We start from the raw sequence: 22,831 nt of genomic DNA, 5'->3' as shown, positions 1-22,831 counted from the left end.
CCCTACTCCATCGCGATGCGCAGCGCCATGCCGGTGGCCGGCGGCGCCAGCAGCGCCGTGAAGATGGCCAGCGCCCCCAGCAGCGAGAGGTGGCCCGACACCGACAGCCCGCTGTCGGCGGCCCCCACGGCACCGGCACCGAAGATGAGGGCCGGCGTGGTGAGCGGCACCACCAGCAGGATCAGCAGCACGCCGGCGCTGCGCACGCCCAGCGTGAGCGCGGCCCCCAGGCCGCCCAGCAGGCTGAGGATCGGGGTGCCCAGCAGCAGCGACACCACCAGCGTGCCCAGCGCCGGCAGGCTCATGTCCAGCAGCAGGCCGATCAGCGGCGCGGCCAGCACCAGCGGCGCGCCGGTCACGGTCCAGTGGGCGGCGGCCTTGGCGCCGGCGATCACCGCGCCGGGCTGGCCGGACAGGATCATCTGCTCCAGCGAGCCGTCGGCCATGTCGCCCGCGTACAGGCTCGACACCGACAGCATCGCCGCCAGCAGCGCGCTGACCCAGACGATGCCCGCGGCGATCTCGCGCAGGCGGTCGGGCTCCGGCCCCACCCCGAGCGGGAACAGGCTGATCGCGACCACGAAGAACATCAGCGGCAGCAGTGCCTCGACCCGGCGGCGCAGGGCCAGCCGCAGGTCGCGGGCGTAGAGGGCGGTGAAGGCAGCGGCCATCGGCACTCAGGCGCAGGCGTCGAGGTCGAACTCGGCCATCGGCGGCGCGTCGGCGCCCACGGACTGGTGGCTGGTGAGCAGCACGCTGCCACCGCGCGCGAGATGCGCGCGCAGCAGGCGGTTGACGGCGGCCAGGCCGTCGGTGTCCAGCGCGTCGTAGGGCTCGTCCAGGATCCACAGCGCCGCATCGCGCTCCAGCGCCAGCCGCGCCAGTGCGCCGCGCCGGCGCTGGCCCTGCGACAGGGTGCGCACCGGGGCCTGCAGGCGCGCGCCCAGGCCCAGCCCTTCGAGCGCGGCGCGGATCGCCGCCGGGTCGTCGGCGCGACCGTGCAGCGCCGCCAGGAAGCGCAGCGACTCGGTCAGCGTGAGATCGTCCTTGAGCGCGCTGGCATGGCCGATGTAGACGCGCCGGGCCGGCAGGTCGGGCGCGCGCCGCACCGGCACGCCGCCCCAGGTGACCGACCCGGCCTCGGGCGTGGACAGCCCGGCGGCCAGGCGCAGCAGGCTGGTCTTGCCGCGGCCGTTGCGGCCGCGCAGCCACGTGGCCGTACCCGGCCGCACCTCGAAGCTCACGCCCGCGAACAGCCGCCGGCCGCCGCGGCGGCAGGCGACGTCGTGCAAGGCCAGCGCAGGCAGCGCCGCGACGGGCGGCTGGGCTGCGGGCGGCAAGTCGGCGTCGGTCAAGGGTTCGAATCCTTTGTCGAGAACTCAGCCATGGGCGGGCCGTCGCGATACGAACCCCGACAGCGCGATCTTCAAGAGCCGCCCCGGGGCAACACCTCTAGGTTACCCGCAGACCCATGCCCTGAGGCAACCGCCTCGCCGCCGGCGGCGCGGAAGCTGGCGTCAGTGCTTGTGGCCGCCCTGCGGCAGCCCCAGCGGACGCACCGCGGCCTTGACCTCGAGCGTCTCCTTCTTGCCGTCCTTGCCTTCGATCACGAGGGTGACCGGCACGGTGTCGCCGTCCTTCATCTGCTGCTTCAGATCCATCAGCATGACGTGATAGCCGCCCGGCTTGAGTTCGACGGCCTTGCCGGCGGGCAGGTCCAGGCCGGAGACGGCGCGCATCCTCATCACGTTGCCGTCCATCGCCATCTCGTGGATCTCGACGAGGCCGGCCACCGGCGAACTGGCCGACACGAGACGGCCTCCCTGCGTTGACGTGATGCGGGCGAACATGCCGGTGGCCTTCTGCTGCGCCACGGTGCCGCGGATCCAGGGTTCCGCCACGGTGGTCTGGGCGGTTGCGGCTTGTGCGGCCAACGCGACGGCCACGGCCAGGGGGATGCGAAGAAGCGAGTTCATGTGAGACTCCAGTTCAAACGGAACAGGCGCCGGGCGCCGGTCGTGCCCGGCCCGCGGGCATGCCGCGCAGGCGCGACGCGAAGAGAACCGAGGCCGGCCGCTCGCCCCGACCGGGGCGGCTGCACGACGATCAGGCGCAGGCCGGTGGCGCGCGAGGCTGGCCGGTCGGCCAGAGGTCGGCCGCGACTGGTGGGCGCGCCCCGGGGGCCGTGACGCCGGCGGAACCGAACTGGAGAGCCTGCCATGCCGACTCGGGCTGGAGGACCGCGAGATCGGTCCCCGGCGCCGTACAGTAGCCGCAAGGCCAATGGGGCGACGATGGGTCCGGCTGCCCAGGCTTTGCGCCAACGGGGACACGCGAAGCCCCCTGCGCGGAACACACCTCCGCCCACAACGCGCCATCGCGGGCAGCCAGCGCATGCGACACCGCCGGCGCCAGCGTGGCCATGAGCATCGCGGCCCAGGCAGCCCACGCGGCGATGCGGACGAGGAGGCGGCTGCGGATCATTGCGCGTCGATTCTATCGACGCGGATCGGGAGAACCTCCCGACGTGCGAGCCATCCGCCTGGAGCTGTCGATCAGTTGGCCTGCCCGGAGGGACTCGAACCCCCGACCTGCTGCTTAGAAGGCAGCTGCTCTATCCAGTTGAGCTACGGGCAGTCGCGCCGCGGCGCGGGGTCACGATGGCGGTTGGTCGGGGCGACACGATTCGAACGTGCGACCTACTGCTCCCAAAGCAGACGCGCTACCAGGCTGCGCTACGCCCCGACGTGAGGGCATTCTACGGTTGCACCACTTCGGCGTTCGGCGGCTTCGGCGCGGGCAAGGCCAGCGTGCGCGCCACGGCCTGGCACTGGCGGATGTGCTGCTCGCAGACGAAACGCAGCGCCCCGTAGGTGAGCATGGCCGACACCGCCTGCCCGGCGATGGGCACGTACTTGGCGGCCTGCTGCGTGGTCAGGCGCACGCCGACGATCTTCAGCAGCTGGATCACCAGCTCGCGCGTCACCAGCTTGCCCACCAGCATCCCGCCGCCGGCGCTGATGGCCTTGTAGACGACCAGCTGCCGGTTGGGCGCGAGGCGCTCGATCTGCTGGGGGCTCAGGCCGAAGGCCCGGTTGATCTCGGGCAGCAGCTTGACCAGCACGCCCACGTCGGTGAGCCAGTCCAGCCCCGGCACCGGCACCATCGCTACGCCAGCCGCCAGCAGCGCGCGCTGGGTCACGAGGCGGCGGCAGCGGCGCGCGATGGCGTCGGTGGGGTCTTCCGCCGGCGACACCGGCGCGGCCCGGGCCTTGGCGCTCATGACGGCGCGCGGTCGAGCACGATCACGCCGTCCGCGTCGGCCAGCAGCCAGTCGCCGGGCCGCACCGGCACGCCCTGGACGCGCACCGGCACGTCGCGCCGGCCTTCGCCGCGCTTGGCCGGCGGCATCGGGCACGGCGCCAGCGCGCGGATGCCGACATCCGCCGCCGCCAGTTCCGCCACGTCGCGCACGCAACCGTCGACCACCACGCCGGCCCAGCCGTTGCGCGCCGCCAGGTCGCCGAGCTTGCCGCCGACCATCGCGGTGCGCAGCGAACCGCCGCCGTCCACCACCAGCACCCGGCCCTGGCCCGGCTGCTCGAGCGCGGCGCGCACATGGGTGTTGTCCTCGAAGCATTGCAACGTGACCACCGTGCCGGCGAAGGCGGCCCGGCCGCCGAACGACCGCAGCAGCGGGCTCAGGACGCGCAGCGACGGCTCGTCCTTCAGGGCGTCGCACAGGTCGCAGGTGGCAGGCAGGCTCATCGCGGCTCCTCGGATGAAACAGGCGGGTCGGGCCGGTGCACGCGGATGCGTGGCGACGCGTTCAATGGGGCGCACCGATAATCGGCCGACGCCCCGACACCACCATCATGCCCAATCCCCGCATCTCCGTCCCGGCCCTCCTGGCCACGATGCTGTTCTGCGCGGCCGCGCCGGCCCAGGATCGGCCCCAGATGAACCTGCCGGTGGTGGAGATGCGCGCCGGCACCTACAGCATCCGGGCCCAGGTGGCCGCCACGCCCGAGCAGCGCTCGGTGGGCCTGATGCACCGGCGCGACATGCCGCAGCACGAGGGCATGCTGTTCGTGTTCGATCAGCCCTCGGTGCAGTGCTTCTGGATGAAGAACACCCTGCTGCCGCTGTCGATCGCCTTCCTGGCCGACGACGGCACGGTGGTCAACGTGGCCGACATGCAGCCGCAATCGCTGGACAGCCATTGCTCGGCCAGGCCGGTGCGCTACGCGCTGGAGATGAACCAGGGATGGTTCGCCAAACGCGGCATCAAGGCGGGGGCCCGGCTGACGGGGCCCGGCGGCAAGCCGCTCGGCACCCCGTAGCCGGCACGCGCGTCAGGCGAAGTTCGCCGCCGCGAAGTTCCAGTTCACCAGCTTGTCGAGGAAGGTCTCGACGAACTTCTGGCGCAGGTTGCGGTAGTCGATGTAGTAGGCGTGTTCCCACACGTCCACGGTCAGCAGCGCCTTGTCGGCGGTGGTCAGCGGCGTGCCGGCGGCGCCGGTGTTGACGATGTCCACGCTGCCGTCGGGCTTCTTGACCAGCCAGGTCCAGCCGGAGCCGAAGTTGCCGACCGCGCTCTTGACGAAGGCCTCGCGGAAGGCGGCATAGCTGCCCCACTTGGCGTTGATCGCCGCGGCCAGGGCGCCGGTGGGCTCGCCGCCGCCGTTGGGCGTCATGCAGTTCCAGAAGAAGGTGTGGTTCCAGATCTGGGCCGCGTTGTTGTAGACGCCGCCGCTGGCCTTCTTGACGATCTGCTCGAGCGTCATCGAATCGAACTCGGTGCCCTTCTGCAGGTTGTTCAGGTTCACCACGTAGGCGTTGTGATGCTTGCCGTGGTGGAACTCGAGCGTCTCCTTGCTGTAGTGGGGCGCGAGCGCGTCGATCGCGTACGGCAGGGGCGGCAGGGTGTGTTCCATGATTCTTCCTGTGGCGTGTGGGTGAGGACGGAGCCGATTCTAGGCAGGTGCGGCGCCCCGGCCGACGGGCGGGTCAATCCGGTGCCGGCGCGTCGGCACCGTCGGGCTCGACCCGGGCCCGCACCGCACCGTCGTGCCATTGCAGCGCCAGCCTCTGGCCCGGCTCGACGCGCCGCGCCGACAGCACGGGGCGCGCCTGCGCGTCGAGCACGAAGGCATAGCCGCGGCGCAGCACTTGGGTCGGGTCAAGCGCGCCGAGCCGGCCCTGCAGCGTGTCCAGCCGCGCCGTGCGGCCGGTCATCGACCGCGCCACCGCGGCCTGCAGGCGGTCGAGCAGGCGCCGCAGGGCCGCCGGCTGCGGGTCGATCGCCCGGCCGAGCGCGCGCCCCAGGCGATGCTCCAGCCCCTGAAGGCCCTGCCGGGACCGCGCCAGGGCCTGCGCCGGACGGGCCAGCTGCAGCGCCATTCGATCCAGCCGCTGCCCGTGCGACTCGAGCCGATGGCGCAGCAGCGTGCGCAGGCGGCGCGCCGTGTCGTCCAGGCCCGCCAGCAGGTCGTCGCGCGAGGGCAGCGCCAGCTCGGCGGCGGCGGTGGGCGTGGGCGCCCGCACGTCGGCGGCGAAGTCCGTCAGCGTGACGTCGGTCTCGTGGCCGACGCCGGAGATCACCGGCATCGGCATCGCCGCCACAGCGCGGACGACGCGCTCGTCGTTGAAGGCCCACAGGTCCTCGATCGAGCCACCGCCACGCGCGACGATGAGCAGGTCCACCTCGCGACGCTGCGCGGCCGCGGCCAGCGCCGACAGCAGCGCGGCGGGGGCTTCGGGCCCCTGCACCAGCGACGGGTAGACGATCACCCTTGCCTGCGGCGCGCGCCGGGCCAGCGTGGTCGCCATGTCGTGCAGCGCCGCGCCGCCCAGCGACGTGACGATGCCCACCCGAGCCGCCAGCGGCGGCAGCGGCCGCTTGCGGCCGGCGTCGAACAGCCCTTCGGCTTCCAGTTTGGCCTTCAGGCGCAGGAACTGCTCGTACAGCGAGCCCGCGCCCAGCGGCCGCATCGATTCGACGACGAGCTGCATCTCGCCGCGCGGCTCGTACACCGCCAGGCGGCCGCGCAGCTCGACCTGCTGACCGTCGCGCGGCGCGAAGTCCAGCAGCGACGCGGCCCGGCGGAACATGGCGCAGCGCACCGCCGCCTGGGCGCCGTCGGCGTCCTTCAGCGTGAAGTAGCAATGGCCGCTGGCCGCCCGCGTCACCCCCGACAGCTCGCCCTGCACCACGCACGACGAGAAGCGGGCCGCCAGCGCGTCGCTCACCGCCAGCAGCAGTGCGCCGACGGTCCAGGCGCGCGGCGTGCCCCGCAGCGCGGGCGCCTCAGCCACCGGCCGGCCCAATGCTGGCGCGGGTCCAGAACTCCACAGCCGCGCCAATACTGGCCCGGAAGGCCCATGTGCCGGTCACGAGCCTGTAATTTTCGTGCAACCCATTGATTTGCATGGACTTTTTCCTGCTGAATCCTTGAGCAAACTGTATCCGGGCCAGCAACGACGCGGTTCTGCGGCGGGGCGGACGAGGATACCCACACAGTTGTCCACAGTTGGCGTGGATGAGTTGGCAAGCTCGGCCCTTGCGATGCGCCCACGCGACGAGGGCACCCTTGGAAACCGTCTGCCGCTGCGTCCAGGGCCGATAATCCGCGCGCCCCGCGTTGGCCCGTTGAGCCCGCGGACACTGTAATCCCTCCGATCCCGACCGACCCCGAGACACGCCTTGCTTTCCATCATTCAAGCGGCCGGCTGGCCGATCTGGCCGCTCATCCTGTGTTCGATCGTCGGCCTGGCCCTGGTGATCGAGCGGTCCATCAGCCTGCGCCGCTCGCGCGTGGCCCCCGACAAGCTGCTCGACGAAGTGGTGGGGCTGACGCGCACCAGCCTGCCGTCCACCGACGTGGTGACCAAGCTCGGCAACAGCTCGGCGATGGGCTCGGTGCTGGCCGCCGGCCTGCGCGCCGTGGTGGCGGAGCCGCGCATCACCGAGGACGCGCTGCGCCAGGCCTTCGAGAACGCCGGCCGCGTGATGGTGCACCGGCTGGAGCGCTACCTGAACACGCTCGGCACCATCGCCACCGCGGCGCCGCTGCTGGGTCTGCTGGGCACGGTGGTGGGCATGATCGAGATCTTCGGCTCGCAGGCACCCACCGGCGGCACCAACCCGGCTCAGCTCGCGCATGGCATCTCGATCGCCCTGTACAACACGGCGTTCGGCCTGATCATCGCGATCCCGGCGCTGATGTTCTACCGCTACTTCCGCGGCCGGGTCGACGAGTACACCGTCGACATGGAACAGGCCGCCGAGCGCCTCGTGCCGCACCTGATGCGCTTCGCGGTGCGCCGCAGCGCGGCGGCCAACCCGCACGCCGGCAACGCATGAATTTCCGCAAACCCCGCACCGAGGATCCGGAGATCAATCTGATCGCGTTCATCGACGTGCTGCTGGTGGTGCTCATCTTCCTGATGCTGTCCACCACGTACTCGAAGTTCACCGAGCTGCAGGTGAGCCTGCCCACCGCGGAAGCCGACAAGATGCGCGAGCGGCCGGCGGAGATCATCGTGGCGGTGTCGGGCGACGGTCGCTACGCGGTCAACCGCAGCGCCGTCAGTGGCCGCAGCGTCGACGCCCTGGCTGCCGCGCTGGGCGCCGCCGCGCAGGGCCAGAAGGACCCGGTGGTCATCGTCTCGGCCGACGCCACGTCGGCGCACCAGTCGGTGGTCAACGTGCTCGACGCGGCGCGACGCGCCGGCCTGCCGCGACTGACTTTCGCGGCGCAGACGGGCGGCGACAGCGCCGCGCGCTGACGTGGCGGCCACGCCGCCCGCTGACGTGGCGGCCCCCCCGCCCGCTGCCCGCCGCGGCCCCGCCGCGGTCCTCGAGTCCGCGTGGTGGCGACCGCGCCCCGGGTCCCTCGCCCTGCTGCTGTGGCCGCTGTCGTGGATCTGGCAGGCGCTGGCCCGAGCCGACCGCGCACTGACGCGCCCCCGGGCCGCCCCGTGCCCGGTGGTGGTGGTGGGCAACCTCGTGGTCGGCGGTGCGGGCAAGACGCCGGTCGTGCTGGCCCTGGTGGAGCATCTTCGCCGCCGCGGCTGGCACCCAGGCGTGGTGTCGCGCGGCTATGGCGGCCGCGCCACGGCGCCCCAGGTGCTCGACGCCGACAGCCGCGCCGACGATGTGGGTGACGAGCCGATGCTGATCCGGCGGCGCGGCGGCGTGCCGGTGGCCGTCGGCCGCGACCGCGTCGCCGCGGTGCAGGCGCTGTGCCGGCAGCATCCGCAGGTGGACATCGTCGTCAGCGACGACGGGCTGCAGCACCACCGGCTGGCGCGCGACGTGCAGGTGCTGGTGTTCGACGACCGCGGCGTCGGCAACGGCCTGTGCCTGCCAGCCGGCCCGCTGCGCCAGCCGCTGCCCTCGACCCTGCCGCGCGCCAGCGTCGTGCTCTACAGCGCCGGCCGCGCCAGCACGCCGCTGCCGGGCCACGTCGGCACGCGGCGGCTGGCCGGCGTGCTGCCGCTCGAGGCCTGGCGCCGCGGCGACGCACCCGACCCGGACATCGCCCGCGCCCTGAGCGGGCACCGGGTGCTGGCCGTGGCCGGCATCGCCACGCCGGACCGCTTCTTCGCCATGCTGCGTGCCGCGGGTGTGGAAGCGGCCGTGATGGCGCTGCCCGACCACCATCGCTTCGACACCCTGCCCTGGCCCGACGACGATGGCCTGCAGGTCGTGCTGACCGAGAAGGACGCGGTCAAGCTCGGGGGCTCGCAAACGAGTAAGGCTCGTGTGTGGGTGGCGCCGCTAGACTTCACGCCCGAGCCCGGGTTTGCCGAGGCGATCGACCGTCTGCTGCCACCCCCGCCCTCACGATGAGCATTCTCGACAACCGCCTGATCGACCTGCTCGTGTGCCCGGTGTGCAAGGGCCGCCTCGTGATGCTGCGCGACGCCGAGCAGCGGCCGCGCGCCCTGGCCTGCGCGGCGGACCGGCTGGCGTTTCCCATCCGCGACGGCATTCCCGTGATGCTCGAGGGCGAGGCGCAGGCCTGGGACCCGGAGCAGGAGCCGGCATGAGGTTCACCGTCGTCGTGCCTGCACGGCTGGCCTCGACGCGCCTGCCCGACAAGCCGCTGGCCGACATCGGCGGCCAGCCGATGGTGGTGCGCGTGGCCCGGCGCGCGGCGCAGTCGTCGGCGCACGAGGTGGTGGTGGCCACCGACCACGAGTCGATCGTGGCCGCGTGTGCGCAGCACGGCGTGCGCGCGCTGATGACGCGCGCCGACCATGCCAGCGGCAGCGACCGACTGGCCGAGGCCTGCGTGCACCTCGGCCTCGACGGCGACGACATCGTCGTCAACGTGCAGGGCGACGAGCCGCTGATCGACGCCGAGCTGATCGACGCCTGCGCCGAGCTGCTGACCCGCCGCCCCGACTGCGTCATGTCCACCGCCGCGCATGCGCTGGCCTCGGTGGCCGAGTACGCGAACCCGAACGTGGTGAAGGTGGTGCTCGACGCGCAGGGCCGGGCGCTGTACTTCAGCCGCGCGCCGCTGCCCTGGTGGCGCGACGGCAATTCGAAGGGCCTGGAGCAACTGGCCGCCCTGCCCGAGCCGGCGCCGCTGCGGCACGTGGGCCTGTATGCCTACCGCGCCGGCTTCCTGCGCGGGTTTCCGTCGCTGCCGATGGCCCCGCTGGAGCGCCTGGAAGCGCTGGAGCAGCTGCGCGTGCTGTGGCACGGCGAGCGCATCGCGGTGCACGTCAGCACGCGCGAGCCCGGGCCGGGCGTGGACACGCCCGAAGACCTGGAGCGCGTGCGCCGCCTCGTCGAGGCCCAGCGCCCATAATCCTTTTCACCAGACCATAACGAGGGACGCGATGAGACTCATCCTGTTGGGGGCGCCCGGCGCCGGCAAGGGCACTCAGGCCAGCTTCCTGTGCAAGCACTACGGCATCCCGCAGGTGTCCACCGGCGACATGCTGCGCGCCGCGGTGAAGGCCGGCACGCCGCTGGGCCTGGCGGCCAAGAAGGTGATGGACTCCGGCGCCCTGGTGTCCGACGACATCATCATCGGCCTGGTCAAGGAGCGCATCGCCCAGCCCGACTGCGCCAACGGCTTCCTGTTCGACGGCTTCCCGCGCACCATCGCGCAGGCCGATGCGATGAAGAACGCCGGCGTCAAGCTCGACGTGGTGCTGGAGATCGACGTGCCCGACGAGGCGATCATCGAGCGCATGAGCGGCCGCCTGTTCCACATTGCGTCCGGCCGCAGCTACCACGTCAAGTTCAACCCGCCCAAGGTGGCCGGCGTGGACGACGTGACCGGCGAGCCGCTGATCCAGCGCGACGACGACAAGGAGGCCACGGTGCGCAAGCGCCTGGAGGTCTACCAGAGCCAGACGCGGCCGCTGGTCGAGTACTACTCGCGCTGGGCCGCCACCGGCGACACCAACGCGCCGCGCTACCGCCGCATCGACGGCACCGGCACGGTGGACCAGATCACCACGCGCGCGCTGGCCGCGCTGAACTGAGGAAGCTCCGCAAATGCAGATCCAGGGCAAGGTCTTCATCGTCACCGGCGGGGCCTCGGGCCTCGGCGAGGGCACGGCACGCATGCTGGCCGCGGCCGGCGGCAAGGTGGTCGTGGCCGACGTGCAGGTGGACAAGGGCGAGGCGCTGGCGCGCGAGATCGGCGGCGCCTTCGTCAAGTGCGACGTCACCCAGGAGGCCGACGGCCAGGCCGCGGTGGCGCAGGCCCTGTCGATGGGCAAGCTGACCGGCCTGGTCAACTGCGCCGGCATCGCCATCGGCGTCAAGACCGTCGGCAAGGACGGCGCGCACCCGCTGGCGCAGTTCCAGCGCGTGATCAACATCAACCTGATCGGCAGCTTCAACATGATCCGCCTCGCCGCCGAGGCGATGTGCCGCAACGAGCCCGAGCCCACCGGCGAGCGCGGCGTGCTGATCAACACCGCCAGCGTGGCCGCCTACGACGGCCAGATCGGCCAGGCGGCCTACTCGGCCAGCAAGGGCGGCATCGTCGGCATGACGCTGCCGATCGCGCGCGACCTGGCGCGCAACGGCATCCGCTGCATGACCATCGCGCCGGGCATCTTCGGCACACCGATGATGTTCGGCATGCCCAAGGAAGTGCAGGACGCGCTGGCCGCCAGCGTGCCCTTCCCCAGCCGCCTGGGCACGCCGCAGGACTACGCCAACCTCGCTCGCCACATCATCGAGAACGAAATGCTCAACGGCGAGGTGATCCGCCTGGACGGCGCGATCCGCCTCGCGCCGAAGTAGGCGCGGCGGCGCGGACGAGGGAGCCCGCGGCCGCCCGGGCGACTACAGGTTCTTGGCGAGGAACTTCTCGACGCGGGTCCAGAAGTCGATGTTGTTGTCCTCGCGCAGCCAGCCGTGGGCCTCGTCCGGATAGACGACGTACTCCACGTTCGGGTTGTGCGGCTTCAGCGCGGCCAGCATCTTCTCCCCGTTGATCAGCGGCACGCGGTCGTCGAGCGCGCCATAGGCCATCAGCACCGGCTGCTTGATCTCCCGCGCACGCTCGACCGGCGAGGTCTGCCGGAACTGCGCCTTGTCCTTGTCGATGTCGCCGATGAGGATGGGCAGCGAATAGCGCGCGGCATCGACGCGGTTGAAGTCGGTCCAGGTCACCGTGAACATGAACGACGGGTCGGTGACGCCAACCCAGTTGATGCCGCACTTGAACAGCGCCGGCTCCTTCACCAGGCCCATCATCGTCAGGTAGCCACCATAACTGGCGCCGGCGATGCACACACGACTGGGGTCGACGACGCCGCGCTTGATCAGGTCCTGCACGCCGTCGGTCACGTCGTCCTGCATGCCCAGGCCCCACTGTTTCCACCCGGCCATGAACAGGCGCGCGCCGAAGCCGGTGGACGCGCGGGGTGCCGGCATGAACACCGCATAGCCGCGCGACACGAGGAACTGCACGACCGGGTCGAAACCCCAGTTGATCGGACGCACCCAGGGGCCGCCGTAGTGCAGCACCACCAGCGGTGGCCTTCCCTCCACTTCCGGCACCGTGATCTGCGCCGGGATGGTCAGCCCGTCGCGAGCGGTGTAGGTGTAGAAGCGGGTCGGCCTCATCCGGTCCACCTGGATCCACGGTCGCGACTGCGCCACTCGTTCGATCTTGCTGCCGACCGTGTCGAAGAGGAAGTAACTGCCCGGGTCACGGTCCGAATACGAAAGCACCAGGACCGGGGCCTTGGAGGGATCGAGCGGGATCTGCAGGCGGTTGACGCGGTCTGGCAGCACTCGGTCCACCGACGCCTGCCACTGGGCGACCTCGTCGTCGATCCAGTAGGTGCCCGCGCGGTCCGCCTCGTAGTCGACCCCCATCAGCCGCTCGCCGCCGCTGGAAAACCGCAGACCGCCTGTGAGGTCGAAGCCCTTGAGCGCCGCCACCGGCTCGTCGTCGAGCCTTCGGGCCTTCGCGTCGTAGCGGAAGATGGCCGCGAAATCCGAACCCCGATAGGCACGGACGTACAAGTTGCCAGCTGCATCGAAGGTCAGCGGGATGACGGAGCCGAGCACGTCTTGCGGCCCGAACTCGAAAATGGCGAGCCAGGGGGACTGGTCCGAATCCCGCAGTTGGACCCGGGTGACGCCATCGCGCGTGGTCACCGCCGCCCGGGGAATGTAGTTGCGGTCGAGGATCCAGTCACTGACGTCGCCGGGGCCGTCGAGCGTCATCAGCACATTGCGGCCATTGGTGGTGTTCAGCCGATACAGGTTGCTCGAGAAGCGACCCAGCGCCTGCATCGAGCCGACCTCGACGATGATGTCCTCGGTCGGCTGCCCCTTCTCGCGCACCATCGAGTGAAAGTAGGCGCCCAGGGGCATCCGGCGCAAGCCTTCCGTGAGGGCACCTCGGTCGGCCAGCGCGCGGTAGTCGGACGCGTCGCGGTTGATCACGAACAGTCCACTGCCGAACTGGTCGCCGCTGCCACGCTGACGGTCATACAACGCGAAGAGCAGGCGCTCGTTGTTGACCCAGCGCACCCAGTCGACGTCACCGTCGGTGAAGGCGGTGACATAGAGCGCGCGGCGCGTGGACAGGTCCACCACGGTGATGTTCGTGCGCCCTCGCAAATCGCGCAGGCCGGCGATGAACTTGCCGTCGGGAGACAGCGTGGCGCTGCTCAGTGCGGGCGCGCGGAAGAAGTCCTTGAGGGCTGGCTGCTGGGGCGCCGCCTGCGCCATGCTGATCCCGGGCCAGAGCGGCAGGCTCAGGCCCGTGCCGATCAGTGCACGGCGACGACGGGACAGGGAGGTCGTCTTCATGGCGGACTGAGGTTGGGATGCGACGACGCGAAGTATCGAACATGCCGCGCTTGTCGAGAGCCGACGGGCATTAGGATGCAGTGCCCCGTGACGGGGTGGCCGTTGCCCGACATGCCCCTGCTGACCCACCTCCAGCGCCTCGAAGCCGAAAGCATCCACATCCTGCGCGAGGTGGTGGCCGAGAGCGAGCGGCCGGTGCTGCTGTACTCGATGGGCAAGGATTCGGCGACGCTGCTGCACCTGGCAAGAAAGGCCTTCCACCCGGCGCCCCTGCCCTTTCCGCTGCTGCACGTGGACACCACCTGGAAGTTCCGCGAGATGTACGCGATGCGCGACGAGGTGGCGCGGCAGCCCGGGGTGGAATTGATCGTCCACCGCAACCCGCAGGCCCTGGCCGACGGCGTCAACCCGTTCGACCACGGTTCGGGCCTGCACACCGACCTGTGGAAGACCGAGGGCCTGAAGCAGGCGCTGGACCTGCACGGCTTCGACGCGGCCTTCGGCGGGGCGCGCCGCGACGAGGAGAAGTCGCGTGCCAAGGAGCGGATCGTGTCGCTGCGCAGTCCGGGGCACCACTGGGACCCGAAGCAGCAGCGGCCGGAGCTCTGGCGGGCCTACAACGTTCGCAAGCGGCCCGGCGAGAGCCTGCGCGTGTTCCCGCTGTCCAACTGGACCGAACTCGACGTGTGGGAGTACGTGGCCCAGGAGTCGATCCCGGTGGTGCCGCTGTACTTCGCGGCAGAGCGGCCGGTGGTCAGGCGCCAGGGCGCTCTGATCATGGTGGACGACGAACGCATGCGTCTGGCCGCCGGCGAGACGCCGAGCATGGAATGGGTGCGTTTCCGCACTCTCGGCTGCTATCCGCTGACCGGCGCCGTGGCGTCGCGGGCCCGCACGCTGGGCGAGGTGATCGCCGAGATGCGCGCGAGCCGCAGTTCGGAACGCCAGGGTCGCATTATCGACCACGACGCGGCCGCGTCGATGGAACGCAAGAAGCAGGAAGGCTACTTCTGACATGGAAGGCACCGATGCCAGCCTGCTGCGCCTGGTGACCTGCGGCTCGGTCGACGACGGCAAGAGCACGCTGATCGGCCGCCTGCTGGCCGACACCGGCAACGTGCCCGACGACCAGCTTGCCGCGCTGCGCGCCGACTCGCGCCGCGCCGGCTGGCCCGAGGGGGCGCTGGACTGGTCGCTGCTGCTCGACGGCCTGGCGGCAGAGCGCGAACAGGGCATCACCATCGACGTGGCCTACCGCTACTTCCACACGCCGCGCCGCCGCTTCATCGTGGCGGACACGCCGGGCCACGAGCAGTACACGCGCAACATGCTCACCGGTGCGTCCACGGCCGACGTGGCGCTGGTGCTGGTCGACGCACGGCAGGGCCTCGTGGCCCAGACGCGGCGTCACCTCGTGCTGGCGTCCCTGGTCGGGCTGCGCGCCGTACTCGTGGTGGTCAACAAGATGGACCAGGTCGGCTGGTCGCGCGAGGTGTTCGACCGCGTCGAGCGCGCGGCCCGGGACTTCGCCGGCCGACTGGGCCTGCCGCAGGTGCAGGCGATGCCGGTGTCGGCCCTGCAGGGCGCCAACCTCGTCCATCGCTGCGCCGAGATGCCGTGGTACGAAGGGCCGACGCTGATGGCCTGGCTGGAGACGGTGGCCGTCGACGAGCAGCGCCTGCGCGGCGAGCCGCTGCGCCTGCCCGTGCAGTGGGTCAACCGTGCCTCGCCGGGCGGCCGCGGGCTGGCCGGCATGCTGGTGTCGGGGCAGGTGCGCGTGGGCGACAGCGTGCAGGTGCAGCCCTCCGGACAGACAGCGACGGTGCAGACCCTGCGCTGCGGCGACGCCGATCTGGAGGAAGCGGGTGCGCTGGAGTCGGTGACGCTGACCCTGTCCCGACCGCTGGACGTGTCGCGCGGCGACCTGCTGTGCGGGGTCGACGCGCCCGCCCCGGTGGCCGACCGGTTCGAGGCCACGATCGTCTGGCTGGGCGATGCCCCGCTGCTGCCGGGACGCAGCTACCTGATGAAGATCGGCACGCGCACGGCGGTGGCCTCCGTGACGCCGCTCAAGCACCGGCTGGACATCGACACGCTGGCCAAGGCGGCGGCCAGCACGCTGGGCACCAACGAGATCGGCGTGGCCGGACTCGAGCTCGACCGGCCCGTGGCCTTCGACCCCTACGCGGCCAACCGCGACACCGGCGGCTTCATCCTGATCGACCGCCAGACCCAGGGCACCGTCGGCGCGGGAATGATCCGCTTCGCCCTGCGCCGCAGCGCCAACCTGCGCTGGCAGGCGACACGGGTCGACCGCGCATCGCGCGAAGCGCTCAACGGTCATCGCGGCGCCGTCGTGTGGCTGACAGGCCTGTCCGGGGCGGGCAAGTCCACCGTGGCCGACCTGCTGGAGCAACGCTTGCACGCCCAGGGGGTGCGCACCTATCTGCTGGACGGCGACAACGTGCGCCACGGGCTCAACAAGGACCTCGGCTTCACGGCCGCCGACCGGGTGGAGAACGTGCGCCGCGTGGCCGAGGTGGCCCGCCTGATGGTGGACGCGGGTCTGGTCGTCATCACGGCGCTCATCTCGCCCTTCCGCGAGGAGCGGCGCATGGCCCGCGAACTGTTCGACGCCGGTCGCTTCGTCGAGGTGTTCGTCGACGTGCCTCTGGCGGTGGCGGAAGCCAGGGACCCGAAGGGGCTGTACCGCAAGGCGCGCGCCGGCGAGCTGGCCAATTTCACCGGCATCGATTCGCCCTACGAGCCGCCGGAAGCGGCCGAGGTGCGCCTGGACACCGCCAGAGTGACCCCGGACGAGGCCGCCGACGCCGTGCTGGCCCGACTGCACGCCGGCGGCCTGCTGGCCCGCTCCTAGGGCCCGGGCTCAGTCGCCCAGGTCGCCGAGCGCGTCGCGCAGCGGGCCGAGGTGGCGCTCGTAGTGGCGCCAGCGGCCGGACGAGCGGGTGTACAGCGGCTGCCGAACCTGCCACGCGCTGGGCGTCATCACCACCGACGGCGTGGCGTGGAAGCTCAGGCACGCGTCGTTCCAGTCGAGGCCGCAATGGGCGAGCGCGCCCTCGATCACCGGGCGCGGCTGCGTCACCAGCGCGTCGTAGTCGACGTCGTGGATGTCGGCGCCATACAGCGACTTCCAGTGCGCCATCAGCCGCCGGTACTGGCGGTACCAGTGCGCGATGTCCTGCAGGTCGAGCGCATACGGCATCGCGTGGCTCAGGTGCAGGAAGTACACCGACAGGCAGTTGTCCAGCACGCTGCGGCAGGTGTGCAGGATGCGGGCCTGCGGGAACATCGCCTTGATCAGGCCGATGTGCAGGAAGTTGTCCGGCCGCTTGTCCGTCAGCACGTCGGCACCCGGAAAGCGCAGCGCGACGCCCTCGCGGTAGGCACGGCGCAGCGACTGCAGCTCGGCGTCGTCCAGCGGCACCGCCGGCGGGCCGAGATGGCGCCCGAGCGTGCGCGCGGCGATGTCGGGCAGCAGGTCGATCTCGCCGCCGGCCGTCACGCGCGGATGGCTCGCCAGCACCTGCTCGATCAGCGTCGAACCCGACCGGAACATACCGCAGACGAAAACGGGCGCGGTGGCATCGACCGGGCTGGCAACGACACGACGGTCGAACAGGCCGATCAGCCGGTCGACGAAGCGCTCGTGTGCGCCGCGGTCGTAGCGCACCGGCACCGGCCCGGCACTGGTGCGGCTGGCCTGGTTGGCGGCGGTGTAGGCGGCGAAAGCCTCGTCGTAGGCCCCCGCATCGTCGAGGGCCTTGCCCAGCCCGAAGCCAAGGTCGGCCCGCTCCGCAGCGCCTGCGCCCGGCCGCGCGATCGCCTCGCGCAGGCGGCCGATCAGCGGGTCCTGTGTCGTCGCAACGCGTGTCAGGTTGGGCAGGCGCGCCAGGGCGAGCGATTGGCCAGGGTCCACCTGCAGGGCGGCTTCGTAGGCCTGCCGCGCTTCGCTGCGGCGGCCGCTCTGCTCGTGAAGATTGCCCAGGTTGACCAGTGCGGGCACGTAGCGGGGGTTGCAGCGCAGCGCGTCCTGCAGCGCGGCCAGCGCGTCGTCGCTACGGCGCAGATGCTCGGCCAGCACCGCCGCACGGTTCAGGTGCACCTCCTCGGGTCCCGCCACGCCTTCTGCCAACGCGCGTTCGTAGGAGCGCAGCGCCGTCTCGAACTGCCGCGCCTGCTGGTGCAGGTAGCCCAGGTTGTACCAGCCGTCGGCCCAGTGCGGGTCGGCCGCAAGTGCCTGCTCGTGCGCCGCCAGCGCATCGGCCAGGCGGCCCGCGCGCAGCGCACGGGCGGCCGCCTGTCGAAGCGCATCGGCGCGTTGGGCTGCGTCGCTCATGTCGGCCCGAATTCTCACACCGCTGCCGCCCCGCCCAAGAAAAAGGGCGCCCCGAGGGGCGCCCTTGCGCACTGGTCGCCGGAGCGATCAGCGGAACGCGTACTTCGCGGTCAGGTAGAAGTAGCGGCCACGCGCCGTGTACAGCTCGGCGAAGCCCATCTGCGTGTACTGGTTGTCGGACGCGTTCGTCAGGCTGAACGGAGGATCGTTGTCCAGCAGGTTCTTGATGCCGAAGCTGAGCTCGAAGTTCTTGAACCCGGAGTACTGCACCAGCAGATCCAGCTCTTCGTGCGTGCCGACCCGGCGGGTGCCGGCAGCCACGGGCAGCGGCTCGTCGGTGTCCCAGAAGCCCGCCACCGTGCGCAGCGACGTGCCCACGGTCCACGGGCCGTTCTCCGTCGTCACGTTCAGGCCGTTGCGCCACCGCGGCGTCGCGTAGGTGCCATTGAACTCCGCCCAGTCGCCGCCGGAAGACTGCCGGGTCTTGTTGGTGGAGTAGTAGGTCAGCAGGTTGCGAACCGACACGTTGCCGATCGCGGTGCCCGGGAAGCGCAGGCGAGCATCCACGTCGACGCCGGAGGTCTCGCGCTCGGCGATGTTGCGCAGGTTCGTGAACACGTTGAACCGGGCGCCCGTGCGGGTCCAGAAGCCCTGCGCGATGGCCGAGCTGATGGTCGGCGTGCTGATGTCGTTGGTCTTGTTGATCTTCCACCAGTCGATGCTCGCGCTGATGTTGCGCGAAGCCTCGAACACCACACCCAGGTTGAAGGTCTTGCCCTTCTCCGGCTGGAGGTCGGGGTTCGAACCGTTGACCTGGAACGCCGACAGGTTGCAGGCGCCCTGCGCGTCCAGCGGCACGCCCAGGATCGTGCACGACGCCGGGTTCGTGATGTTGATCGCGCCTTCTTCCTGCGCGCCGAACAGCTGCTTCAGCACCGGCGCACGGAAGCTGCGGGTGAAGGAGCTGCGCACTGCCAGCTCAGGCGTCACCGACCACTTGGCGGCGATCTTCGGGCTCGTGGCACTGGCGTTCGGGTACTTGTCGTGACGCACCGCGAGCTGACCCTCGATGGTCTTGGTGACCGGGATGCTCAGTTCGGCGAACGCGGCCTTGTAGGTGCGGTCGGCATCGACCGCCGCCTGCGCGATGCTGCCGATCACGAGGCCGGCCTGCGTCAGCGCATCCGGGGTGTCGGTGAGCGACTCCTTGTTGTAGGCGCCACCGACCGCGAACTGCAGCGGGCCGGCAGGCAGCTTCATCAACTCCCCGCCGAGCTGCACGTTCAGCGTCGTCAGCGTGGACTTGCCCACGCGCTCCGGGGTCACCTTGAGGCTTTCCACGAAGGCCGGGTCATTGGTGCCGACAGTCGGGTTCAGCGCCCCGCTCACCGTCGCCGGGCCCCACAGGCGCGCGTCGTAGTAGTTGCTGTCGTTGTTGGTGACCTTGCTTTCGCCGCGGCTGACGTTCACCTTCCAGTCGTAGGCACCGAGCGTGCCCTCGAGACCGGTGGCCAGGTTCAGGAAGTCCGACTTGCGGTCGGTCATGCGCGGGCCACCCTGCATGAAGCGGCCGGCGATGTACACGGTATTGGTGAACTGGCCGGGGACCGGGTTGCCGTTGGCGTCGAACACCGGGATGCGGTAGGGGTTCTGCGCAGGGTTGGTGACGGGCACGACGAAGAAGTCGGGCACCGGATGCGCCTTGAAGGAGTCCTTCGACGTCGAGAACGTCAATTCGGCGAAGGCCTTCATTTCGGGCGTCAGCTGCAGCGTGCCCACCGCCAGCGCGCTCAGGCGGTCGGCACCGTTGTACGAAGTCAGCAGGCTGGCGTTGAAGTCATAGCGGCAACGGTTCAGCGCGACGTTCAGGCTCTCCGGGGGGCAGGGTGCGTAGGGCAGACCCACGAACGCGCCGGTGTTCGGATTGATGACGTTGCCGGTGGGTGCGAACGAACTGCGCGCGTCACCGCCGCCCTTGCTGCGGAAGTCGACCGACTTGGTCAGGTCGCGGTCCTTGCGCAGGATCGGATCACGCTTGAAGTAGTCGATGCCGATCAGGAGGTTGTAGCGGTCCTTGGTCAGGTCGCCGAAACCGGCCGACAGGCCGACGCGGGTTTCCTGGCCGTCGCCGCGGCTGCTGACGCCGAAGGTGCCGGTGCCTTCGATGCCCTGGTAGTCGGTCTTCGTGATGAAGTTGATCACACCGGCCACGGCGTCGGCGCCGTAGATGGCGGAGGCGCCGTCCTTCAGGATCTCGACGCGCTCGATGGCGCCGATGGGCAGCGAATTGATGTCGAACGCGGCACCCGCACCCGACGAGTCGTACAGCGCGTTGACCGGCAGGCGGCGGCCGTTCAGCAGCACCAGCACTTCGCTGTCGGACAGACCGCGCAGGCGGACGCTGGCCGTGCCGGAGCCGGCCGGCGAGTTGGACGCCAGTTCACCCTGGTCGAAGATGTCGATCGACGGAATCGAACGAAGCAGTTCGTTGACCGAGGTCGCACCGGTGCGCTCGATGTCCTTCTTGGTGATGACCTCGACGGGCGCCGGGCCTTCGGCCGAGGTGCGCTTGATGGCCGAGCCGGTGATCTCGATGCGCTGGGTCTGCTGGGCCTGGGCCGCGACGGGCGCGAGCAGCGCGCCGCCGAGAGCCAGCAGCACGCCGGTGCTGATACTCGTTCGCTTGAACATGAACACTCCTGGAGAGGGATGGTTGATCGATAAACCGTGCCCGGACGCCGTGGCCCGCCTCTGCCTTTTGGGCTGGCGCGCTCTCGGTGTCCGAGGCATGTAAGCGCATTGTCACGGGCGTGAAATCCGACCCGACCGGGGGAAGCACCGAGCCCTGGTAGCTCAGGCCCCACCGGGCCTGGTTCGATGCCTGATCACGGTGCGGCGGAAAGCCCGCAAACCCGCATCAAACCTAGGGATTTCCGTCGCGGCGCACCGCGCGGGAGCACCGGCGCACCAGCGTCGCGCGCCCACCACTAGGGGGTTCACCCTAGATGGCCGACGCGCGAACGTTGGTAACCCGCAACAGACCTCAGGCCAAGTTCTTGGCCAGGAACCGCTCGACGCGACCCCAGAAGTCCAGCTGGTTCTCAAGGCGCTGGAACCCGTGGCCTTCGTCGCCGTAGACGACGTACTCCACGTTCGGGTTGTGCGGTCTCAGGGCGTCGCGCATCTTCTCGCCATTGACGATCGGCACTCGGCGATCCAGACCGCCGTAGGCCATCAGCACCGGCTGCTTGATCTCGGCGGCGCGCCGCACCGGCGACGTGCGCGCGAACAGGTCGGCGTCGGTCTTGGGGTGCCCCAGGAACACCGGCAGCACCACTTCGCGCGCGGTGCCGCGGGCGAAGTCCGTCCACTCGACATACATCAGCTCGGGATCGGTCACACCGACCCAGTTGATGCCGCAGCGATACAGCTCGGGCTCCTTGGCCAGGCCCATCATCGTCATGTAGCCGCCATAGCTGGCGCCCGAGATGCACACCCGCTTGGCATCGACGATGCCCTGCGAGATGAGATGGCGCACGCCATCGGCCACGTCATCCTGCATCGCCAGGCCCCACTGCTTCCAGCCCGACTTGAAGTGGTTCCAGCCGAAACCGATGCTGGCCCTCGGCGCCGGCATCAGCACCGCATAGCCGCGGGACGCCAGGAACTGCACGTTGCGGTCGAAGCCCCAGGCGATGGCCCGGACCCACGGGCCGCCGTAGTGCAGCACCACCAGCGGCAGGTTCTTCTTCTCGGCGCCGCGCGGGATCGTCAGCGTGGCCGGGATGGTGAGGCCGTCGCGCGCCTTGTAGGTGATGGTCTCCATCGTGGCCATGCGCTCGGGGCGCACCCACGGCATCGCGGAGCCGAGAGAATCGGCCATCGACCGGCCGGGCGTCACGAGCAGGTATCGCGCGGGCTCGGCGTCGGCGGAGGTCACCACCAGCAGCGGTTGGTCCTTCTTGGACGGGTCGCCCTGAAAGCTGACCTGACGCCCGGGGAAGCCTTGCTCGAGCTGCTCCTGGAGCTTGCGCCGCTCCTCGTCGATCCAGTACACCCCGCGCCGCTCGGCGTGATAGCGCACACCGAGCAGCTGGCCGCGCTTGTCGCCGGTGCCGAAGATCAGCGGGTCGCCGAGCCCCGTGGGCGCACCGCTCTGCATCTCGGGCATCAGGTCATAGCCCTTGATGGCGGCCACCGGCTCGGGCAGCACCTTGCGCGCGGCGATGTCAAAGCGGTAGACGCCCGCGAAGTCGCTGTTGACCCGCGTCAGCACGTAGAGGTGCGATTCGCCGTCGAACGCCAGCGGGCTGATCGCCGCGGGGTCGTCGAAGGCGGCCTCGGCCAGCACGGTCCAGGGCGCGTCCGCCGAAGCCCGGTGATGGATCCGCGACGTCGACTTCTCGTCGACCGACACGGCCAGGCGCGGCACGCCCTTGTCGTCGAAGCCCCAGCCCACGACGCGCCCGGGGCCGCCCAGGGTCATGATCGTGGCTCGCCCAGTGCGCGTGTTGAGCCGGTGGATGTTGCTGCCGAACGTGGCCGATGCAGTGCCGCCCGACGACCAGACCGAGACCAGGATCTCGTCGGGACCGGAGCCGACACCCTTGCTGTGGAAGCTGGTGCCCGCGGGCAGCAGGCGGTCGCCACCGGTGAGGAAACCGCGTTCGGTGAGCTCCTTGAAGTCGGCCGCGTCCTTGTCGATCGCGAACAGGCCGCCGCTGCCGATCTGGTCGCCGCTGCCGCGCGTCGAGTCGATCACGCTGAACACGATGCGGTTGTCGGAGATCCAGCGCGGCTCGACCACGTCCGAGTCGCTGAAGTCGGTGACGATCTTCCAGCGCCTGGACGCGATGTCGAACACCCACAGGTTCTGGCGCCGCTTGTGCGGCCGCACGGCGAGCACGCTCTTGCCGTCCGGCGACAGGCGCGCCTGCGCGATGTTGGCCGGCCGGAAGAACTCCTCGATCGGCATGCGGCCCTCCTGGGCCCATGCGGAGGCCAGGGTTCCGCCGAGCATGGGAGCGGCCGCCAGGCCGCGGACCAGTTGCCGACGCGAATGCTGGAACTTCATGAATGCAGACTCCGGAAGAAAACTGAAGAGAAGCGAAGTGTGCCCAAAGTCGGGCACAAGAAAAGGCCCGGCCCCCTTTCAGGGG

The 22,831-nt window shown here is 70.6% G+C and carries 22 protein-coding genes and 2 tRNA genes; 10 read left to right on the top strand and 14 right to left on the bottom strand.

Going from position 1 to position 22,831, the window contains the following annotated elements; translation table 11 throughout:
- Positions 1-2: 2 nt before the first annotated feature.
- The 8 genes from ccmB to rraA all read right to left on the bottom strand — a co-directional run bounded on the left by ccmB (position 3) and on the right by rraA (position 3,768).
- Positions 3-671 (bottom strand): heme exporter protein CcmB, encoded by a 669-nt coding sequence (ccmB, locus tag AC2EAQ_RS01195; protein WP_484639854.1) that lies wholly within the window; start codon positions 669-671, stop codon positions 3-5.
- Between the two features lie 6 nt (positions 672-677).
- A complete protein-coding gene (ccmA, locus tag AC2EAQ_RS01190; RefSeq protein WP_484639853.1) occupies positions 678-1,355 on the bottom strand; it encodes a cytochrome c biogenesis heme-transporting ATPase CcmA in 678 nt (225 codons plus the stop codon).
- A gap of 162 nt (positions 1,356-1,517) precedes the next feature.
- Positions 1,518-1,976 carry a copper chaperone PCu(A)C gene (locus AC2EAQ_RS01185; RefSeq protein ID WP_484639852.1) on the bottom strand — a complete coding sequence of 153 codons (459 nt, stop codon included), beginning with the start codon at positions 1,974-1,976 and terminating at the stop codon, positions 1,518-1,520.
- A 130-nt stretch (positions 1,977-2,106) separates the two neighbouring features.
- Positions 2,107-2,484 (bottom strand): DUF2946 family protein, encoded by a 378-nt coding sequence (locus AC2EAQ_RS01180; RefSeq protein ID WP_484639851.1) that lies wholly within the window; start codon positions 2,482-2,484, stop codon positions 2,107-2,109.
- Positions 2,485-2,560: 76 nt separating this feature from the next.
- Positions 2,561-2,637, bottom strand: a tRNA-Arg gene (locus tag AC2EAQ_RS01175).
- 31 nt (positions 2,638-2,668) lie between these two features.
- Positions 2,669-2,745, bottom strand: a tRNA-Pro gene (locus tag AC2EAQ_RS01170).
- A 13-nt stretch (positions 2,746-2,758) separates the two neighbouring features.
- A complete protein-coding gene (locus AC2EAQ_RS01165; RefSeq protein WP_484639850.1) occupies positions 2,759-3,283 on the bottom strand; it encodes a hypothetical protein in 525 nt (174 codons plus the stop codon).
- Positions 3,280-3,768 carry a ribonuclease E activity regulator RraA gene (rraA, locus tag AC2EAQ_RS01160; RefSeq protein ID WP_484639849.1) on the bottom strand — a complete coding sequence of 163 codons (489 nt, stop codon included), beginning with the start codon at positions 3,766-3,768 and terminating at the stop codon, positions 3,280-3,282. Before rraA ends, AC2EAQ_RS01165 begins: the two co-directional genes overlap by 4 nt.
- A gap of 107 nt (positions 3,769-3,875) precedes the next feature.
- Between rraA and AC2EAQ_RS01155 the strand changes: the two genes are divergently transcribed.
- Positions 3,876-4,343: a DUF192 domain-containing protein gene (locus tag AC2EAQ_RS01155; RefSeq protein WP_484639848.1), complete on the top strand. Its 468-nt coding sequence runs from the start codon at positions 3,876-3,878 to the stop codon at positions 4,341-4,343.
- A gap of 12 nt (positions 4,344-4,355) precedes the next feature.
- Here the strand turns inward: AC2EAQ_RS01155 and AC2EAQ_RS01150 are convergent, their stop codons facing one another.
- Positions 4,356-4,937 carry a superoxide dismutase gene (locus AC2EAQ_RS01150; RefSeq protein ID WP_484639847.1) on the bottom strand — a complete coding sequence of 194 codons (582 nt, stop codon included), beginning with the start codon at positions 4,935-4,937 and terminating at the stop codon, positions 4,356-4,358.
- A gap of 73 nt (positions 4,938-5,010) precedes the next feature.
- Positions 5,011-6,318 carry an exodeoxyribonuclease VII large subunit gene (gene xseA / locus AC2EAQ_RS01145; protein ID WP_484639846.1) on the bottom strand — a complete coding sequence of 436 codons (1,308 nt, stop codon included), beginning with the start codon at positions 6,316-6,318 and terminating at the stop codon, positions 5,011-5,013.
- Positions 6,319-6,706: 388 nt separating this feature from the next.
- Between xseA and AC2EAQ_RS01140 the strand changes: the two genes are divergently transcribed.
- Genes AC2EAQ_RS01140 through AC2EAQ_RS01110 form a run of 7 tightly spaced genes read left to right on the top strand, consistent with a single transcriptional unit; the run spans position 6,707 to position 11,284 of the window.
- Positions 6,707-7,366 (top strand): MotA/TolQ/ExbB proton channel family protein, encoded by a 660-nt coding sequence (locus tag AC2EAQ_RS01140; RefSeq protein ID WP_484639845.1) that lies wholly within the window; start codon positions 6,707-6,709, stop codon positions 7,364-7,366.
- On the top strand, positions 7,363-7,791 hold the full coding sequence (locus AC2EAQ_RS01135) for an ExbD/TolR family protein (RefSeq protein ID WP_484639844.1): 429 nt from the start codon (positions 7,363-7,365) through the stop codon (positions 7,789-7,791). Before AC2EAQ_RS01140 ends, AC2EAQ_RS01135 begins: the two co-directional genes overlap by 4 nt.
- Before the next feature lie 25 nt (positions 7,792-7,816).
- Positions 7,817-8,857: a tetraacyldisaccharide 4'-kinase gene (gene lpxK, locus AC2EAQ_RS01130; protein WP_484639843.1), complete on the top strand. Its 1,041-nt coding sequence runs from the start codon at positions 7,817-7,819 to the stop codon at positions 8,855-8,857.
- Positions 8,854-9,057 carry a Trm112 family protein gene (locus AC2EAQ_RS01125; protein WP_484639842.1) on the top strand — a complete coding sequence of 68 codons (204 nt, stop codon included), beginning with the start codon at positions 8,854-8,856 and terminating at the stop codon, positions 9,055-9,057. Before lpxK ends, AC2EAQ_RS01125 begins: the two co-directional genes overlap by 4 nt.
- Positions 9,054-9,827: a 3-deoxy-manno-octulosonate cytidylyltransferase gene (gene kdsB, locus AC2EAQ_RS01120; RefSeq protein ID WP_484639841.1), complete on the top strand. Its 774-nt coding sequence runs from the start codon at positions 9,054-9,056 to the stop codon at positions 9,825-9,827. Before AC2EAQ_RS01125 ends, kdsB begins: the two co-directional genes overlap by 4 nt.
- A 31-nt stretch (positions 9,828-9,858) precedes the next feature.
- Positions 9,859-10,512: an adenylate kinase gene (gene adk / locus AC2EAQ_RS01115; protein WP_484639840.1), complete on the top strand. Its 654-nt coding sequence runs from the start codon at positions 9,859-9,861 to the stop codon at positions 10,510-10,512.
- A 13-nt stretch (positions 10,513-10,525) separates the two neighbouring features.
- Entirely contained in the window at positions 10,526-11,284 is a 759-nt protein-coding gene (locus AC2EAQ_RS01110; protein ID WP_484639839.1) for a 3-hydroxyacyl-CoA dehydrogenase, read from the top strand.
- A gap of 42 nt (positions 11,285-11,326) precedes the next feature.
- Here AC2EAQ_RS01110 and AC2EAQ_RS01105 read toward each other — a convergent pair whose 3' ends face one another.
- Positions 11,327-13,312, bottom strand: a complete 1,986-nt coding sequence (locus AC2EAQ_RS01105; protein ID WP_484639838.1) for an alpha/beta hydrolase family protein — start codon at positions 13,310-13,312, stop codon at positions 11,327-11,329.
- 117 nt (positions 13,313-13,429) lie between these two features.
- On the opposite strand from AC2EAQ_RS01105, the gene cysD reads away from it, so the two are divergent.
- Together cysD and cysC are read left to right on the top strand one after the other, a co-directional pair.
- On the top strand, positions 13,430-14,326 hold the full coding sequence (gene cysD, locus AC2EAQ_RS01100; RefSeq protein ID WP_484641128.1) for a sulfate adenylyltransferase subunit CysD: 897 nt from the start codon (positions 13,430-13,432) through the stop codon (positions 14,324-14,326).
- 1 nt (position 14,327) lies between these two features.
- Positions 14,328-16,190: an adenylyl-sulfate kinase gene (gene cysC, locus AC2EAQ_RS01095; RefSeq protein WP_484639837.1), complete on the top strand. Its 1,863-nt coding sequence runs from the start codon at positions 14,328-14,330 to the stop codon at positions 16,188-16,190.
- 9 nt (positions 16,191-16,199) lie between these two features.
- Here cysC and AC2EAQ_RS01090 read toward each other — a convergent pair whose 3' ends face one another.
- From AC2EAQ_RS01090 to AC2EAQ_RS01080, 3 genes are all read right to left on the bottom strand, one after another.
- On the bottom strand, positions 16,200-17,672 hold the full coding sequence (locus tag AC2EAQ_RS01090) for a tetratricopeptide repeat-containing sulfotransferase family protein (RefSeq protein WP_484639836.1): 1,473 nt from the start codon (positions 17,670-17,672) through the stop codon (positions 16,200-16,202).
- An 87-nt stretch (positions 17,673-17,759) separates the two neighbouring features.
- Positions 17,760-20,363 carry a TonB-dependent receptor plug domain-containing protein gene (locus AC2EAQ_RS01085; protein ID WP_484639835.1) on the bottom strand — a complete coding sequence of 868 codons (2,604 nt, stop codon included), beginning with the start codon at positions 20,361-20,363 and terminating at the stop codon, positions 17,760-17,762.
- A gap of 352 nt (positions 20,364-20,715) precedes the next feature.
- Positions 20,716-22,746, bottom strand: coding sequence for a S9 family peptidase (locus tag AC2EAQ_RS01080; RefSeq protein ID WP_484639834.1), 2,031 nt, complete (start codon positions 22,744-22,746; stop codon positions 20,716-20,718).
- Positions 22,747-22,831: the final 85 nt, after the last annotated feature.

Source organism: Aquabacterium sp. T101, assembly GCF_057219775.1.
This window is presented reverse-complemented; position numbering and strand designations above follow the sequence as displayed.